Genomic DNA, 15,065 nt, shown 5'->3' on the forward strand with positions numbered 1-15,065 from the left:
CACGAAGCATTATTGCGGGTCGCGGTTGTTGGTCGGCGGTGTGCCGGGACGTGGGGGTGTTTGCGGCGGGGTCGATTCGCTGGCACCGTTTCCGCCGAAGGCTTTCAGGACGTTTTGAATCGATTTTTCGCTGGTGTTTCCCGAGAGCGAAATGATCTGCATGTCGCCGGCCGGTTTTGCAGCCAGATCCAGCTTGTGGATCATCTCCACGACCAGGTCCAGCAGCGGTTCACCTTCGGCGCTGACCAACAGCGTGTTTCCGACCATGTCGACGCCCATCGAAAGCTTCCCTTTGAAGGAGAAATCGACGTCGCCGCCGTCACGCCCGTTGTCGCCGTCGACCAAACCGCTGCCCTGCCGTTCACGACCGGAGTTTTTTTCCTCCCCGCCCGGTGCGCCACCACCTCCGCCGCCACCGCGGCCCCCTTTGGCGAACGTTTTGTCGTTGCTGCTGAGCAGATCGCGGTAGGCTTCTTTGACCGTCTCGGCGATCGTTTCGGCGCTTCCGAATTCGACGTTCACCAATTTGGTGTAGCGCATGCGGCGTTTATTGACCGGCTCGGCGACATCCCACAATTCGATCAACTCGCTGATCGTGCGCAGTTGTGACGACGTCGCGCCGCTGACGACGATGGTGTTGGTGTCGGGGTCGTAGACGAATCGCAGTTCGTTGTTTTTTTCCAGCCCCTTCGGCCCGTCGTCGGAAGAATCGTTGAAATCATAGAAGAAGTAGCGATAGAAACTATCCGAGTCTTCTTCTTCTTCCTTGTCCTCAAAGTACTCCTCCAGATTCAACTGGATGTACCCGGCGGTCTGATGTTTGATCTTAAACACGTGGTAGGGCCGTTTCGGCGGGGTGACCTGCAGCATCAGGTTTTCCAGTCGATCGAGCGCTTTGGTGTCGGAGCCTAGCAGCAGCAGATTGCCGTCTTCATCCAGCTGAATCTGGATGGGAGGCGGATCGGAAGCCGTGTCGTTTGCGGCGGAATCCGATGGGGATGGTTTCTGGGATCCGTCCGCGCCGCGATTGCCGAACAAGCGATCAAAATCCTTGGCGGATTGGATCGGCGACGTTCGGGGCGACGGATCGGCGGGCGTTTGCGGTTCCGATTCCGACGCAGTGTCCGTCTCGGTCGCCGTCAAGCGTTCTCCGTTTTTCGACAACCTGGTAACGGCCTTTTCCTCCGGTAAGGAGCTTTCAGGTGCGCCGGGGGATTCGTGTCGGGTTTCTAGATTGACATCCACGTCGGTCGATTCCTGGTCCTCTTCCTCTGACGTGTCCTGTTCGTCGCGGGCGATCGGGTCGACGAATTCGGAGGCGTCGGGCAATTCCAAGGGGGCGTCGGACAACTGGGCCCACTGCTGTTTCAGTCGCAGCAGGTACTGGTAGGTTTCCGGTGCGGAGGAAGCGTCGATGCGACGGACGGTTCGCGCGCTGCCTCCCGGCGGCGGCAATTCGCCCAGTTTGATTAACAGGTTGCGAACCTGCTCCATTTCGGATTCGTTGGCCCACAGCAACACCTGACGAAACCGCGAGTTGGCCGCCACGCGGAATTCATCTTCGTCCTTGGCGTCTTCTTGTTGGTTGCCGTACCCGTAGTAGTAATACCGCCGCGAATTGGATTGGTTGTCGTCGTCTTTGTCCTTCCCCATCAGGAACGAAATCGACTCGGCGACTTCCGTGGCTTCAAGTCGTCGCAATTGCAGCACTTCGAATTGTCGTCCGCTGCCATCAAGCCGCTCGATCAGGCGGTCGATGATGTAGCGATCCGCCGCCGATCCGGACACGATCAACGCCTTGTTGGTCTCGTCGGCACGGATCTGCGTGGAGGGTTCCAGGACGTTCATTTCACCGATGATTTCGATCAGCTTTTCGGGATCGATCGTGGACAAACGAAAGACTTGCAGCCGTGATTCGATGTCCGAGAGTGAAGTCAGGCTTTGACCGGGCACGTCGATCCGATTGATGAACTCGGTCGCGATCGCGATCCGATCGACCGGAGCGCGGATGAAGACCGAATTCTGTCGCGTGTTGGCGACGATCGAGATCTCCGGCTTCTTTGCCGCCGGCGGCGGTTGACCGCCGTTTTGACGCGCCATCTGCTGCATCATCGCCATCTGTTGCGGGGTCATCGGGGCGTTGGATTTCTTCTCGACACCCAAGAACTCTTCCAGCATCTGTTTGGCCGTTTCGGCCGGGATGTAACGCAAGCGAAACTCCGGTGCGAGCGCGTCGCGGCTGGATTGATTGCGTTCCTGTTCCAGCAGCGCCGCGACTTGCCGCAAATTGATCGCCGCGTCCATCGCTTCGATCCGATTGGTGGTCGTCAGCGCCGTCAGCCGTCCGTTGCTGCTGATCATCGGCTTGAGCTCCTCAGCCATCTTTTCGCTCGAGAGCCAGCCGAGTTCCAGCGAGGCGCGGACGAATGTGTGCGGCATCAGTTCAGTCAGTTGATCGACCGAGACCCGCGGCACCATCGCCGGATTGATGCCTTCGGTTTTGGCCACGGTGATCCCACCGGGCATTTCCAGCAGCGTGTAGCCGCGTGCCAGCAAGTGACGATTGAACAGATCTTTTGTCTCGTCGACCGTGTAGCGGCCCGGCGATCGTAGGTTCACCCGGTCGGCCGGCAACTCCTGCCAATCGAGCGGCTGGTCGGCGATTTCGGCCAGCCACTGAATCAGTTCGATCCAGGGCTGATTGCGGAATTGGAACGCGACCTTGCCGTCGGCCCCCACGGTTGCTTTCAATTCCTCAGGATCCGCGTCTCCGCTTTCCTGGTCGCCGCGACGGATGACCTTCGGCTCGGGCGGTTTCTCGGCTTTGGCGTCCCCGTTCTTTTCGCCCGGTTTGCCGGGTTCGGATTTCTCGCCGGGTTTGGCGTTCGGCGTGCCCGGTGCCGCCCCCGGAGGCGAACCGGGGGCCGGCATGGTCCTCGGTTTGCCATCGGGTCCGACCACGGTGACCGTGGGGCCTTGGGCGCAAATCTCCGGCGCGAACGAGTGGAACGCTGGGAGAGCGAGTGGCAACAGGACCAGGAGCGTCAGTTTCGGCAATGAATTTCGTCGTCGGGGCACCGCGAACAACCGAGATCAGAGGAATAGGAAGGAGGCACAGGCCATCACCCTGCAGTATGACCGGGTGGGGAGGCTCGCACAAATAATTCGATGGCGTCATGGGGTAAGACGATCGAATTTAGACAAATCGTCTCTGGAAATGGGTGCGGCGGACAATTTTTTTGCAAATAACGCTCCGAACGCATGGGTTTTGGAGTGAAACAATGATCACCCGCTACTTTGGCGGTCGACGCAACCGAGCGATCAGGAAACCGGGCTACCACCTGTGCACCTGTTTTTGTTAGGAGAACCGGTGGCAGGTGATGTGGCGTCCGAACGCGCGGTGCGTCGTCACAGCGCCGGTCGAACGCGCCCACCCCAGCATGTGATGCCCACTCGGCTGACCCGATACATCTTGGCGGAAATCATGAAGATTTTCGTCGTCGCCCTGATCGCTCTGACGCTGTTGATCTTGTTGATCGGCGTCGGTCGGACGCTGCTGCGCGAAGGGTTGGGGCCGCTCGCGATCGTCAAATTGCTGCCGTTTGTGTTGCCGATCTCGCTGCAGTTCGCGTTTCCGGCGACCGCGTTGTTTGCGGTGTCGTGTGTCTACGGGCGGATGGCGGGCGATGGAGAAGTGGCGACGGTGAAGGCATCAGGGATTTCGCCTTTAAAAATCCTGCAACCGGCCTTTGTGTTCGCCTTCTTGCTCAGCCCGTTCGCGGTCTACATGAGCGATCTGGCGGTCTCCTGGGGCCGTCCGGGCGTCAATCGGGTGGTGATGTTGTCGATCGAAGACATTGTTTATCGCAAGATGCGGAGCCAATTGTCGTACACCGACGAACGCTTTTCCATTCATGTCCAGGGCGTCGACGGCAAGCGACTGGAATACCCCACGGTGACCGTGCACAGCGGCGGGACGCCGATGAAACTGCAGGCTCGCGAGGGGCGACTGACGCTGGACGTGGAGAATGAAACGCTGTTATTGGAGCTGACCGACAGTCGCTGGGACCGCGGCGGATCGATCCAGGGAATCGTGCCCGGCAAGACGGAGGTTCCGATCCCGCTTTCCCGCACCTTGCGGACGCCGTCGCTGGAAGAAACGCGTCCCAGCGAGTTGCCGCTGAGTCTGATCCAGCATGAACGATTGAGCCAAGACGCACGCTCGCACGCGGCGGTCGGTGAATTGGCCGCTCACACCGGTTTTTCGATTCTGACCAGCCGCACCGAAGAGATCGCCGGGGCGGCCGGGCAGCACAAGTTCGCTCAGTTGGAACAGAGTAAAAAACGGTTGACGCGGCTGCGGATCGAACCGTGGCGTCGCTGGGCCGAGGGGTTCAGCTGTTTCTTTTTCGTGTTTATCGGCGCGCCGCTGGCGATGATCGCTCGCGCCAGCGACTACTGGACGACGTTCGGACGCTGTTTCTTGCCGACCCTGCTGCTGTACTACCCCCTGTTCATTCTGGGGCTCAATCAAGCCAAGGATGCGGTGATCCCACCCTATGGGGTCTGGTTGGGGAATGTAGCACTTGGCGCGATTGGGGTGGTTTTAGTCAATCGGGTTCGCCGCTACTAGAAAAGTTATTGCGGCGGGTGGTGGTTGAGGTGACCGGCAGAACTAAAATTGGCGGTTTTGATAATTCGTCGGTGTTAAGTTTGCGTTCGTTGCGGTTCGCCTCTGTCAAGCTAAAGGATGTTCGATGTCTTCTGAATCCTGCCAGTCTCTTCTCCGTTCGATTTCCGAACGTACCTGCACCGTCGGTGTGATCGGGCTCGGGTACGTCGGGCTGCCGTTGATTGATGCGTTCACCAATGCCGGATTCAAGTGTGTCGGGTTCGACGTCGATCCGGGCAAGGTGAAGAGTTTGCTGGGCGGAAAGAGTTACATCAAACACATCGATGACTCGAAAATCGCCGCCTGGATCGACAAGGGACTGTTCGACGCGACCGACGACATGCAGCGTCTGTCCGAACCCGACGTGTTGTTGATCTGCGTTCCCACCCCGTTGGATTCGGCACGTGATCCGGACCTGAAGTACGTCGTCGGCACCTGTGAAGCGATCGCCAAGACGCTGCGTCCGGGCCAGCTGGTGGTGCTGGAAAGCACGACGTACCCGACGACAACACGCGACGTGATGGTGCCGATTCTGCAGCAGAACGGGTTGACCGCGGGGAAGGACTTTTTCGTCGCTTACAGCCCCGAGCGTGAAGACCCGGGCAACCCGGATTTCTCCGCCGCCGGGATTCCGAAAGTCGTCGGTGCGATCAATGAAGACAGCCAGGCCTGTGCCGCAGCGCTGTACGAATCGGCCGTCGCGGGCGTGGTTCCGGTTTCCAATTGCGAGATCGCCGAAGCCGCCAAAGTGCTCGAAAACATCTACCGTGCGGTCAACATCGCGCTGGTCAACGAGTTGAAAGTGTTGTTTGATGAAATGGGCATCGACGTCTGGGAAGTCGTCAATGCGGCCAAGACCAAGCCGTTCGGTTTTCAAGCGTTTTATCCCGGCCCCGGACTCGGCGGGCACTGCATCCCGATCGACCCGTTTTACCTTTCGTGGTTGGCGCGCAAGCAGGGTTTCAATGCGCGTTTCATCGAATTGGCCGGAGAAGTCAATCGCGCGATGCCGGCCTATGTCGTTTCGCGCACCTCGGAGTTCCTGAACGAGTTTCGAAAACCCGTCAACGGCAGCAAGATTTGCTTGCTGGGTGTCGCCTATAAACGGGACGTGGATGATCCGCGCGAAAGTCCGTCGTTTGAGCTGATGGAATTGCTGCTCGAACAGGGCGCTGATCTGACCTACAGCGACCCGCACGTGCCCCATCTGCCATCGATGCGGCACTATGATCTTCCCGAAATGTACAGCCAGTCGCTGACGCCGGAGTTCTTGGCGTCACAAGATGCCGTGTTGATCGCGACCGACCACACGGCGTTTGATTACGACCAGATTGTCCAGCACAGCGCGCTGGTCGTTGACACCCGCAACGCAACCGCGGGCGTTACCGAACACCGCGAACGCATTCGTAAATGCTGACCCCCGCACTCCCATGCATGTCCTCGCGATCGAGCCGTATTACGGCGGCAGCCATCAAGCGTTCTTGGACGGCGTGAGCGCCGGAAGTCGTCATCGCTGGTCGTTGGCGACGTTGCCGGCGCGGCATTGGAAATGGCGGATGCGTTCGGCCCCGGCCCAAATCGTTCCGGTGGTGGCCGATCGGATTCAGTCCCAGGGCATCCCCGACGTGATCCTGACCAGCGACATGTTCGACCTGCCGACGTTTCTCGGGTTGGCATCGCGGCATGCGGCGCTGGGGACGTGGCTGATGGACGTCCCCGTGGTGACTTACTTTCACGAAAACCAGTGGGCCTATCCGACTGCGCCCGAGGCCAATCCGGATCATCACTTCGGTTTCACCAATCTGTTGACCGCCGCCGCGTCGACGACGTGTTGGTTCAATTCGGAGTTCAATCGTCGAACCTTTTTCGACCTCTCCCGCGAGTTCGTCGCGCGGATGCCCGATGCGCGAAACGCGATCGACATCGACACGATCGAACGAACCAGCCACGTTGTTCCGCCGGGGTTTCATCCTCCGGCGAGCGAGTCGGACAAACGCGATCGAGAGAAACGCGAGGCCGAGGCACCGATCCGCTTGGGTTGGGTCAGCCGGTTCGAGCACGACAAGCGACCGGATCGGTTTCTCGAATTGCTGGACCGTTTAACCAAGTTGCAGATCCGGTTCGAGTTGGTGCTGTTGGGCAGGCGCGGGCGATCGAGCGAAGTTCTCAATGACATTCGCAAGCGGCACGGGGAGTCGATTCTGTTTGACGGTTACGCCGAAACACGCGCCGCCTATGAAGCTCGGCTGGGCCAGATCGACGTCGTGGTTTCGACGGCCGAGCACGAGTTCTTTGGGATCGCGATGTGTGAAGCGATCTGGGCCGGTGCCGTCCCGGTCACCCCGAACGATTTGAGCTATGTCGAGTACATCCCCGAATCGCTGCGTTACACCACGATCGATCTGGCCGCCGAGATCATCCAGGGCTTGCAATCACCTGCCGAGCGTGAGCGGTTAAGCGAACGCTGCCGCCGCCGAATCGAGGCCTACCGCATCGATCGCGTCATCGAACGGATCGATGCGGCACTGGAGACGGTCGGCTGAGGGTGGGAGCGGCCCGCGCCTCGTTCCCGGGCTCCGCCTGGGAACGGGAATTTCCCCAGGCTCCGCCTGGGCCTGCACGCGGTGTGTGTGGCGGGAGCCACACCTCCGGTGCGTTCCACGGCGGAGCCATGGAACGAGGAAATTGACGATGGACTCCGGCGCTATCCACGATCTGGTGAGCGTCGCTACGTCGAAGTGACGCTGTCCCCCAACCGCCTCACTGAGGCAGTTGGTACTGCTGGAACCCGGTTTCGTCGTCGATCGAATCGAAGAATCCTTGTTGGACCTTGGCTGCGGTTCCGTCGGACATGAACATCGCTATGATGCGTTCGGATTGTTGCGAGAAGATCGCCCGCAGGTCCGACGTGGCCGGTTGCAAACTGGTGCGTTTGACGACGTAGAAAACACGTTTGGGGCCGTTGGGGGCGACCACGTGCTCGCCACCGTCGGCATTGAAAACGGTTTTCATGAAGTCTTCGTCGATCGAGTCCAGCTCGGGGATGTTGCCGATCGTGAAGCTTCCGAAGCCGACCATGTTCAGCCACGAAAACGGGCCCAAATCCTTGTAGTAATTCTCTTTGCGGTCCTCGGGGACCAGTTGGTCCAGGTCCGTTCCACCGTTGGCGGACTCGGCCATTGCTGCGGCGGCTTGCTTGGCCAATTCACGGGCCTGGGTGAAGCGGATCGCCGCGACGACTTCATCGCGAACTTCGTCCAACTCGGGCGTGTAGGCTTCCTTTTCATCGGTTTTCCAGCTCAGGTAGGTGCGCTGGGTTTCCAGGTCGACCGAGGTCGCCGGGGTGAACAGTTCTTGCTTGATCACCTGGCCTTCGATGCCGAACATCATCGCCGCGAAGGGGACCCCACGCTGCGTCAAAGCGGTGCTTTCTTCGACCGAGTTGGCGATCGGTTCATCGGCCAGCGAGACCGGATCGAAGGGGCCGATCTTGCGATGGGTCAGTCCCAGTTCATCGGCCAACGCTTTCAGATTCGGACGCTCCGGGGCCGGCGTCGCATCGTCACCGCCGACGCCGTAGATGGCCCGTGCCCGCGAGTACTTTCGCATCACGTTGCGTGCCTTGGCGATCGCCGCGTCACGGGCCTCGCGGGCCGGCGCGTCGACCATCGTTTGGGCGATCTGATCGCGGACTTCTTCAAACGGGCGGTAACGCGGCTCGGGTGTGGACTCCTCCGCGGTGGTTTCTTCGGCAGCTGTTTCTTCGGCCTCTACCGCGTCGGTTTCGGCTTCATCAGCCGTCGAGGCGTCTGCCGTTTCGGTCGACGCATCGCTCTGCATGGCGACCAAGCGAACGCCGCTGGAATCGCGGCCGGTTGATGACTGGTCGTCCGATTCAGGAGCGTCGTCGGGCGTTTCCTCAGTGGCTGCGTCTTCGGTGGCCGTTTCTTCAGTGGCTTCGACGTCCAGGTTGCCGGCTTCTTCGAGCTCTTTGGAGAATTCTTCGACCTGTTTTTGCTCAGCCGCTTTGGCTTCGGCGGATGCTTCCTGGTCGTCGTCGGCGGGTTCTTCGGAAGCTTTTTCGGCGGGCGTTTCGGGTTCGCTCGCCGCTTCGTCCTTCATTTCGGCCGGCGGAGTTGCTGCGGTCGGTGCAGCTTCGGAGGTATTTTCCGGCGTTTTTGCCTCGTTCATTTCAGCTTCGGCCGCGGTTTCTCCTGCGGCGGGCGTCTCGGGCGCTTCCGGTTCGATCACGACGTCCGGGGGCAGCTGGAATGCGCCGCCGGCCTTTCGCCGTTCGTACTCGGCTTTGATTTCTTCTTCGGACAACTTGGCGACTTCGGCGTCGCGGAACGCTTGCAATTCGCCCAGCAGATATTCAAAGCTCGCGGTTTCGCGTCGGCGGAATCCGGGTTCGGGCGATTGGTCGCTCGGGTAACGGTCTTTTCCGGCTTCGTAGACGGTGACGACGTCGCTTTCGGAGGGGTTGGCGTCGGTTTCGTCGACGTAGTCGTTGACCAGCACGCCATAGGCATTGACGGTCGCTTTCTGGTTCAATTTCAGGAAGTTGTTCCAGTGGTCCAGCGGCGATTGCAAGGGGAACTGCCCGCGGGCGACCGTCGCGCTGGCGCCGCGGAAATACAGGGCCGACAGGAGCTGTTTTCGCAGCATGTCGTACAGTTGGTACTGGCCCATTTGGTTGTTGGTTTCGCGGCGCAGCAAGGCGAACATTTCCCGCTCGCTCATCGTGCCGTCGGTGAATTGCTCCAGCCAGATGGCCAGCGAGGTGTCGTCCAGCTCGAAGCCTTGTTTTTGTGCTTCGGCGGCGAATTGCATCGTGCGGACCGACATGTCGTCGCTGGGCGAGCCGTTGATGCCGACCGACTGGATCTGGTTGGATTGTTGGTCGTAGACGAACCCGGGGACTTTGGGGGTCCCGCCCCGCCGCATCGTTTCCTCGGCCAACTTCCGCAGGTACTGGACCGTGGCGTAATGTTTCTGAGTGAATCCGTTGACGCGGCTGGCCGTCAGCGACACGCCGTTGAACTCGGCCAAAACCGGATCGGTCATGCCCGGCCCGGACCGCCGCATGTATTCCGAAACTGTCGGCAGCACCACAAAGGCGAACATGGCCAGCAGAATCAGGAAGGTCATGGTGACCTTTTGATTGCGTCGAAACAGCTCCAGAGGACTCATAGTGGGGGCTTTCGGGTGGAGAAAAGGAACGGGGGTGCGGAAATCGGAAGCGGAAAGGGTATCGCCGCGTCTTTTCGAGGGTCAAGCCGGAATCACGCTAATTCGCGTTGCTTGCCGGCGGCCGGTCGGTTATCAGACTGGTCCCGGGGGGCAGCTTCTTGAGCTTAGCGGATTGACGAGATCCTGCCTTCACCGCTACCACTAAACCGAGCGAACCCGATCTACCGACCCCGAGCAGAACAGCTTTTTTTGATGGCAAAGAGCAACGGCAAGAGCCTGGTGATCGTCGAATCACCCGCAAAAGCACGCACGATCTCGAAGTTTTTAGGTGCGGCCTATCAGGTCGAAGCCAGCATCGGGCACGTCCGAGATCTGCCTGAGGGCAAGAAAGATGTCCCCGAAAAGTACCGTGACCAGCCCTGGGCCTACCTGGGCGTGAACGTCGACGAGGGGTTCGAACCGCTGTACATCGTGCCGACGGACAAAAAAAAGCACGTCAGCAAATTAAAAGCGGCACTGAAGGAAGCAGACAGCCTGTATCTGGCGACCGATGAAGACCGCGAGGGTGAGGCGATCAGCTGGCACCTTCACGAGTTGCTGAAACCGAAAGTGCCCGTGCACCGACTGGTTTTCCACGAAATCACCAAGGAGGCGATCACCGACGCCTTGGAGCACACGCGGGAAATCGACCAGGGGTTGGTCCGGGCCCAGGAAACCCGCCGGATTCTCGACCGGTTGTACGGCTATGACATGTCCCAACTGCTGTGGCGGAAGGTCGGCAGCGGGACTTCGGCCGGTCGCGTGCAAAGCGTCGCGGTGCGGTTGATCGTCCAGCGGGAACGCGAGCGGATCGCCTTCGTCAAAGCGACCTACTGGGACATTGACGCGATCTTCCAGACCGGCAGCAACGAATCGCTGCCGGCGACATTGACGCGTTACAACGACAAAAAGGTGCCCACGGGCAAGGACTTTGATTCCAAAACCGGCAAGCCGACCAAGCCCGACTTGCTGCTGCTGAGCGAGAAAGAGACCAACGAGTTGGCCGAAACGCTGCGGACGACCGAGTTCGCGGTTTCCAAGGTCGAGGTCAAGCCGTTTTCCGAACGACCCCGGGCGCCCTTCACCACCAGCACGCTGCAACAGGAGGCCAACCGGAAGCTGGGTTTCGGTGCCAAACGCACGATGGGGGCGGCACAAAAACTGTACGAAAACGGTTACATCACCTACATGCGGACCGACAGCACCACGCTGTCCAAGGAAGCCGTCTCGGCGGCTCGGTCGCTGGTGCAGTCCGTCTACGGCGAAAATTACCTGCATCCGAGCGTTCGTGTTTACAAGGGCAAGGTCAAAAACGCCCAGGAAGCTCACGAGGCGATTCGTCCGGCCGGAACCCAGTTCCCCACGCCCGAATCGTTGAAGGGCCAGTTGGATTCGGATCAATTCCGGCTGTACGACCTGATCTGGAAACGGACCGTCGCCTGCCAGATGGCCGACGCCCGCAAGCAGCGGATCAGCGTGGTGATCGAGGGCGGCGGTGCGACGTTCACCGCGACCGGAACCAGCATCCTGTTCGAAGGTTTCTTGCGAGCCTATGTCGAAGGCAGCGATAACCCGGAAGCCGAATTGGCCGACAAGGAGCGGATTTTGCCCAACGTCGCCGAAAGCGATCCGTTGACCCCCACGTCGATGGATCCCAAGAGCCACACCACCCAGCCGCCGGCCCGCTACACCGAAGCCTCGCTGACACGAACCTTGGAAGAAAAAGGCATCGGTCGACCCAGTACGTTCGCGTCGATCATCGGCACGATCACCGACGAACGCCGCAATTACATCTACAAAAAAGGCAACGCGCTGGTCCCCAGCTGGCGCGCGTTCAGCGTCACGCGGCTGATGGAAGAACACTTCGGGACTCTGGTCGATTACCAATTCACCGCCGACATGGAGGACTTCCTGGACTCGATCAGCCGCAACGAAGGCGGCGCCGAAGAGTACCTGCGGCGGTTCTATTTCGGCGAAGACGGGCCGGCCAGCGAAGCGATCAAGAAACTTGAGGTCGACCACAACGTCGCCCTAAAGCCGCGTCTGGAAAAGAAGCTCGAGGAGATCGATCCCCGCGTGACCGCGCGGTTCTCGTTGGGGCTGCCCGGCGAAGGCGAGCACCGCGAAGAGGTGTTCGTCCGCGTCGGAAAGTACGGGCCGTTTTTGGAACAGGGGGATCGCAAGGCACCGATCCCCGAAGGTCTGCCGCCGGATGAGCTGGATCTGGTCAAGGCGATCGAATTGCTGGACGCTGGTCAGGTCGAAGAGGAACCCTTGGGGACTCACCCGGAAACCGGAAAGCCGATCTATGTCAAAATCGGTCGCTTCGGACCCTATGTCCAACTGGGGGCACCCGACGACAAGGAAAAAAAGAATCAATCCTTGCTCAAGGGCATGACGGTCGAAGACCTGACGTTGGAGATGGCGTGCAAGCTGCTCGAATTGCCGCGGACGCTGGGGAATTTCCCCGACAACGACCAGCCCATCCAAGCCTTCGACGGTCGCTATGGGCCGTATGTGAAATGCGAAAAGGAAACGCGGTCCCTGCCCGATGGGGTGTCGCCGCTGGAGGTCACGCTCGATGAAGCGATCAAGCTGTTGCGGGAGCCGAAACGGCGCGGCCGAGCGGCGCCCAAAGAGCCGATCAAGGTGTTCGAGAACAAGTCGCCGGTGACCGAAGCCGAGGTCAAGGTGTTGGACGGCCGCTACGGACCCTACGTCACCGACGGCGAGACCAACGCGTCGTTGCCCAAGGGGACCGACCCGAAAGAGATGACGTTCGAATCGGCGCTCGACCTGCTGGCCGAACGGGCCGCCAAAGGCGGATCGAAAAAGAAGAAGAAAAAGAAGAAGGCCGCTAAAAAGAAAAAGGCGACGAAGAAAAAGGCCACCAAGAAGAAAGCGGCTAAAAAGAAGGCCACCAAAAAGAAGGGTGTCAAGAAGAAGTCCTAGCCGCCCGACGCCCCGGTAGCTCCGCCCTTTCGATCGCAAACTGAGCCGTAGGCGCTAGCCTCGGGCCTTGCAGCTCGAGGGGCAATCCGGGGCCCGCGGCTAGCGCCGTCGGCTCATAAAGTGCGTCGGGCCTCCATCGACGCAGGTGCCCGAACGCTTGCGCGATTCGGCTGATGTCACTCGTGTGTCGTCGCCCGATGGCTACGGTAAGTCGACGATCCTCCCCTCCTTGTTCCCGGGCTCCGCCTGGGAACACACTGTGCCGGAGGCTCCGCCTCCCGTTCCGCACCACGTGTGGCGGAGCCACACCGACCTCGCGTCGCCAGGCGGAGCCCGGCAACGAGTTGGAACTGGTGCGACGATCCTCCCCTCCTTGTTCCCGGGCTCCGCCTGGGAACACGCTGTCCCGGAGGCTCTGCCTCCCGGCACGCACCGCACGTGTGGCGGAGCCACACCGACCCCGCGTCGCCAGGCGGAGCCCGGCAACGAGTTGGAACTGATGCGACGGTCCTTCCCCTCCTTGTTCCCGGGCTCCGCCTGGGAACACACTGTGCCGGAGGCTTCGCCTCCCGTTCCGCACCACGTGTGGCGGAGTCACACCGACCTCGCGTCGCCAGGCGGAGCCCGGCAACGGGGTCAAAGCGGGGCCGCGCAGCGAAACGCACTACTCGGCGGGGCGAAAACCGACTAAACTTCGCGGCCCGACGAAAAAGATCCTACAAACTCACGTCCCAATTCACTTTCTGGAGTTCCCTATGCCAAGTGGCATCGAACGAGTCCGCGAGATCAAACGCCTTCGCACACGCCGTAAAAAAGTCGCCAAGTTGCTCGCCCGAGCCAAGGCCGGCACGATGGACAAGGCCGAAGTCGTTCGCAAACTGAAGCGATTGACCCCGGGTGCGGACGTGATCATCGCCCGCGAAGGCCTGAAGTAAACCATCGCGCGAAGGCCTGAATGAGAAGGTCACGCACAGGCCCGAGGTCAGCGGCGAAGGTTCGAAAGACATTGCCCGAAGATTTGGAATCGCCCGAAGGCCTGCGATTGCCTGGGCTCGGTCACCGGGCAGCAGACCTCCGCTGGCGAATGTCGCAGTGGTCGGCAGTGCAGTGGTCGGCGGTGCAGCGGAACATGATCCGAATCCGATGGGGTGACGTTTGCACAGCGCGTGTCGACCACTGTTTCGGCCCCGCCCGCCGCTCGATCCAGGTCCACGTCCTGCCGTCGACGCTCCCGCCCGCCAGCCCCGTCGTCGCCTCCCACCGTCGCCACTCAGGCCAGGATTTTCCCGGCAACGCTCTGAACCACGCCTCCCGTTGAGGCGTACCTGACGCCTAACGTCTCTCCCGACCCCTACCTCCTATAGACCAACATGACAACGACCGAACAGCGTCGTCCGATGATCGAAGCGGACGGACTGAGCAAGTTCTATGGTCCATTCGCGGCCGCCCGCGACGTGAATTTCTCGGTTTTGCAGGGCGAACTGGTCGCATTTCTCGGCCCCAACGGTGCCGGCAAAAGCACCACGATGAAGATGCTGACCGGCTACATCGCGCCCAGCGAAGGTGAAGCCCGGATCGCCGGCCACAACATGATGGACGATCGCATCGAGGGCAGCCGCCATCTGGGTTACCTGCCCGAAAGCGGGCCGTTGTACATGGAAATGACCCCCTCGGGCATGCTGGATTTCTTTGCCGAGGCACGTGGGTTGGTCGGAGCCAAGAAGCGGGATCGCGTCGAAGCGGTCGTCGAAATCTGTGACCTGTCTTCGGTGATGTATAAACCGATCAGCAAGCTGTCCAAGGGTTTTAAACAGCGGGTCGGGATGAGCCAGGCGCTGCTGCACGACCCCGACGTGTTGATTTTGGACGAACCCACCGCGGGGCTGGACCCCAATCAGATCCGTGGCGTCCGCAAGACGATGCGGAAGCTGGCCGAGACGAAAACGATTTTGCTGTCGACCCACATTTTGCAAGAGGTCGAAGCGATGGCCAATCGCGTCGTGATGATCAACGAAGGCCGTCTGGTCTATGACGGCGACGTCAACGGTTTGCGCGAGCACGGCAACGACGATCTGGATCAAGCGTTCCATCAACTGACGCAGTTCGACACGTAAATCCGCTGTGGGATAGGCTTCCAGCCTGTCGTCGGCCGGCACAAAATCGGTGCGGCCGGAAGCCTCAGCCGCGATGAATGACAGGCTAGAAGCCT

The 15,065-nt window shown here is 60.4% G+C and carries 8 protein-coding genes; 6 read left to right on the forward strand and 2 right to left on the reverse strand.

What is annotated here, in order from left to right:
* Window positions 1-9 precede the first annotated feature (9 nt).
* Entirely contained in the window at window positions 10-3,078 is a 3,069-nt protein-coding gene (locus Mal15_RS03815) for a secretin N-terminal domain-containing protein (RefSeq protein WP_315854286.1), read from the reverse strand.
* Between the two features lie 367 nt (window positions 3,079-3,445).
* Here Mal15_RS03815 and Mal15_RS03820 point away from each other — a divergent pair, with 367 nt between their 5' ends.
* From Mal15_RS03820 to Mal15_RS03830, 3 genes are all read left to right on the forward strand, one after another.
* A complete protein-coding gene (locus Mal15_RS03820; protein WP_233903266.1) occupies window positions 3,446-4,633 on the forward strand; it encodes an LptF/LptG family permease in 1,188 nt (395 codons plus the stop codon).
* 124 nt (window positions 4,634-4,757) lie between these two features.
* Window positions 4,758-6,089 (forward strand): nucleotide sugar dehydrogenase, encoded by a 1,332-nt coding sequence (locus tag Mal15_RS03825; protein ID WP_147866545.1) that lies wholly within the window; start codon window positions 4,758-4,760, stop codon window positions 6,087-6,089.
* A 13-nt stretch (window positions 6,090-6,102) separates the two neighbouring features.
* Window positions 6,103-7,215, forward strand: coding sequence for a tRNA-queuosine alpha-mannosyltransferase domain-containing protein (locus Mal15_RS03830; RefSeq protein ID WP_147866546.1), 1,113 nt, complete (start codon window positions 6,103-6,105; stop codon window positions 7,213-7,215).
* Between the two features lie 217 nt (window positions 7,216-7,432).
* Here Mal15_RS03830 and Mal15_RS03835 read toward each other — a convergent pair whose 3' ends face one another.
* Window positions 7,433-9,865, reverse strand: coding sequence for a hypothetical protein (locus Mal15_RS03835; protein ID WP_147866547.1), 2,433 nt, complete (start codon window positions 9,863-9,865; stop codon window positions 7,433-7,435).
* A 252-nt stretch (window positions 9,866-10,117) separates the two neighbouring features.
* Here Mal15_RS03835 and topA point away from each other — a divergent pair, with 252 nt between their 5' ends.
* The 3 genes from topA (at window position 10,118) to Mal15_RS03850 (ending at window position 14,970) form a co-directional block, all read left to right on the forward strand.
* A complete protein-coding gene (topA, locus tag Mal15_RS03840) occupies window positions 10,118-12,856 on the forward strand; it encodes a type I DNA topoisomerase (RefSeq protein WP_147866548.1) in 2,739 nt (912 codons plus the stop codon).
* Window positions 12,857-13,611: 755 nt separating this feature from the next.
* On the forward strand, window positions 13,612-13,791 hold the full coding sequence (locus Mal15_RS03845; protein ID WP_147866549.1) for a DUF6800 family protein: 180 nt from the start codon (window positions 13,612-13,614) through the stop codon (window positions 13,789-13,791).
* A gap of 435 nt (window positions 13,792-14,226) precedes the next feature.
* Window positions 14,227-14,970: an ABC transporter ATP-binding protein gene (locus Mal15_RS03850; protein WP_147866550.1), complete on the forward strand. Its 744-nt coding sequence runs from the start codon at window positions 14,227-14,229 to the stop codon at window positions 14,968-14,970.
* Window positions 14,971-15,065: the final 95 nt, after the last annotated feature.

Origin of the sequence: Stieleria maiorica, assembly GCF_008035925.1 — a bacterium.
In the GTDB taxonomy this organism is placed as follows: domain Bacteria; phylum Planctomycetota; class Planctomycetia; order Pirellulales; family Pirellulaceae; genus Stieleria; species Stieleria maiorica.

Bases quoted from the DNA above. Each gene is read 5' to 3' on its own strand.
- Mal15_RS03825 (WP_147866545.1), top strand. From the start codon at position 4,758: ATGTCTTCTGAATCCTGCCAGTCTCTTCTCCGTTCGATTTCCGAACGT.
- Mal15_RS03820 (WP_233903266.1), top strand. From the start codon at position 3,446: ATGCCCACTCGGCTGACCCGATACATCTTGGCGGAAATCATGAAGATT.
- Mal15_RS03850 (WP_147866550.1), top strand. From the start codon at position 14,227: ATGACAACGACCGAACAGCGTCGTCCGATGATCGAAGCGGACGGACTG.
- topA (WP_147866548.1), top strand. From the start codon at position 10,118: ATGGCAAAGAGCAACGGCAAGAGCCTGGTGATCGTCGAATCACCCGCA.
- Mal15_RS03835 (WP_147866547.1), bottom strand. From the start codon at position 9,865: ATGAGTCCTCTGGAGCTGTTTCGACGCAATCAAAAGGTCACCATGACC.
- Mal15_RS03830 (WP_147866546.1), top strand. From the start codon at position 6,103: ATGCATGTCCTCGCGATCGAGCCGTATTACGGCGGCAGCCATCAAGCG.
- Mal15_RS03845 (WP_147866549.1), top strand. From the start codon at position 13,612: ATGCCAAGTGGCATCGAACGAGTCCGCGAGATCAAACGCCTTCGCACA.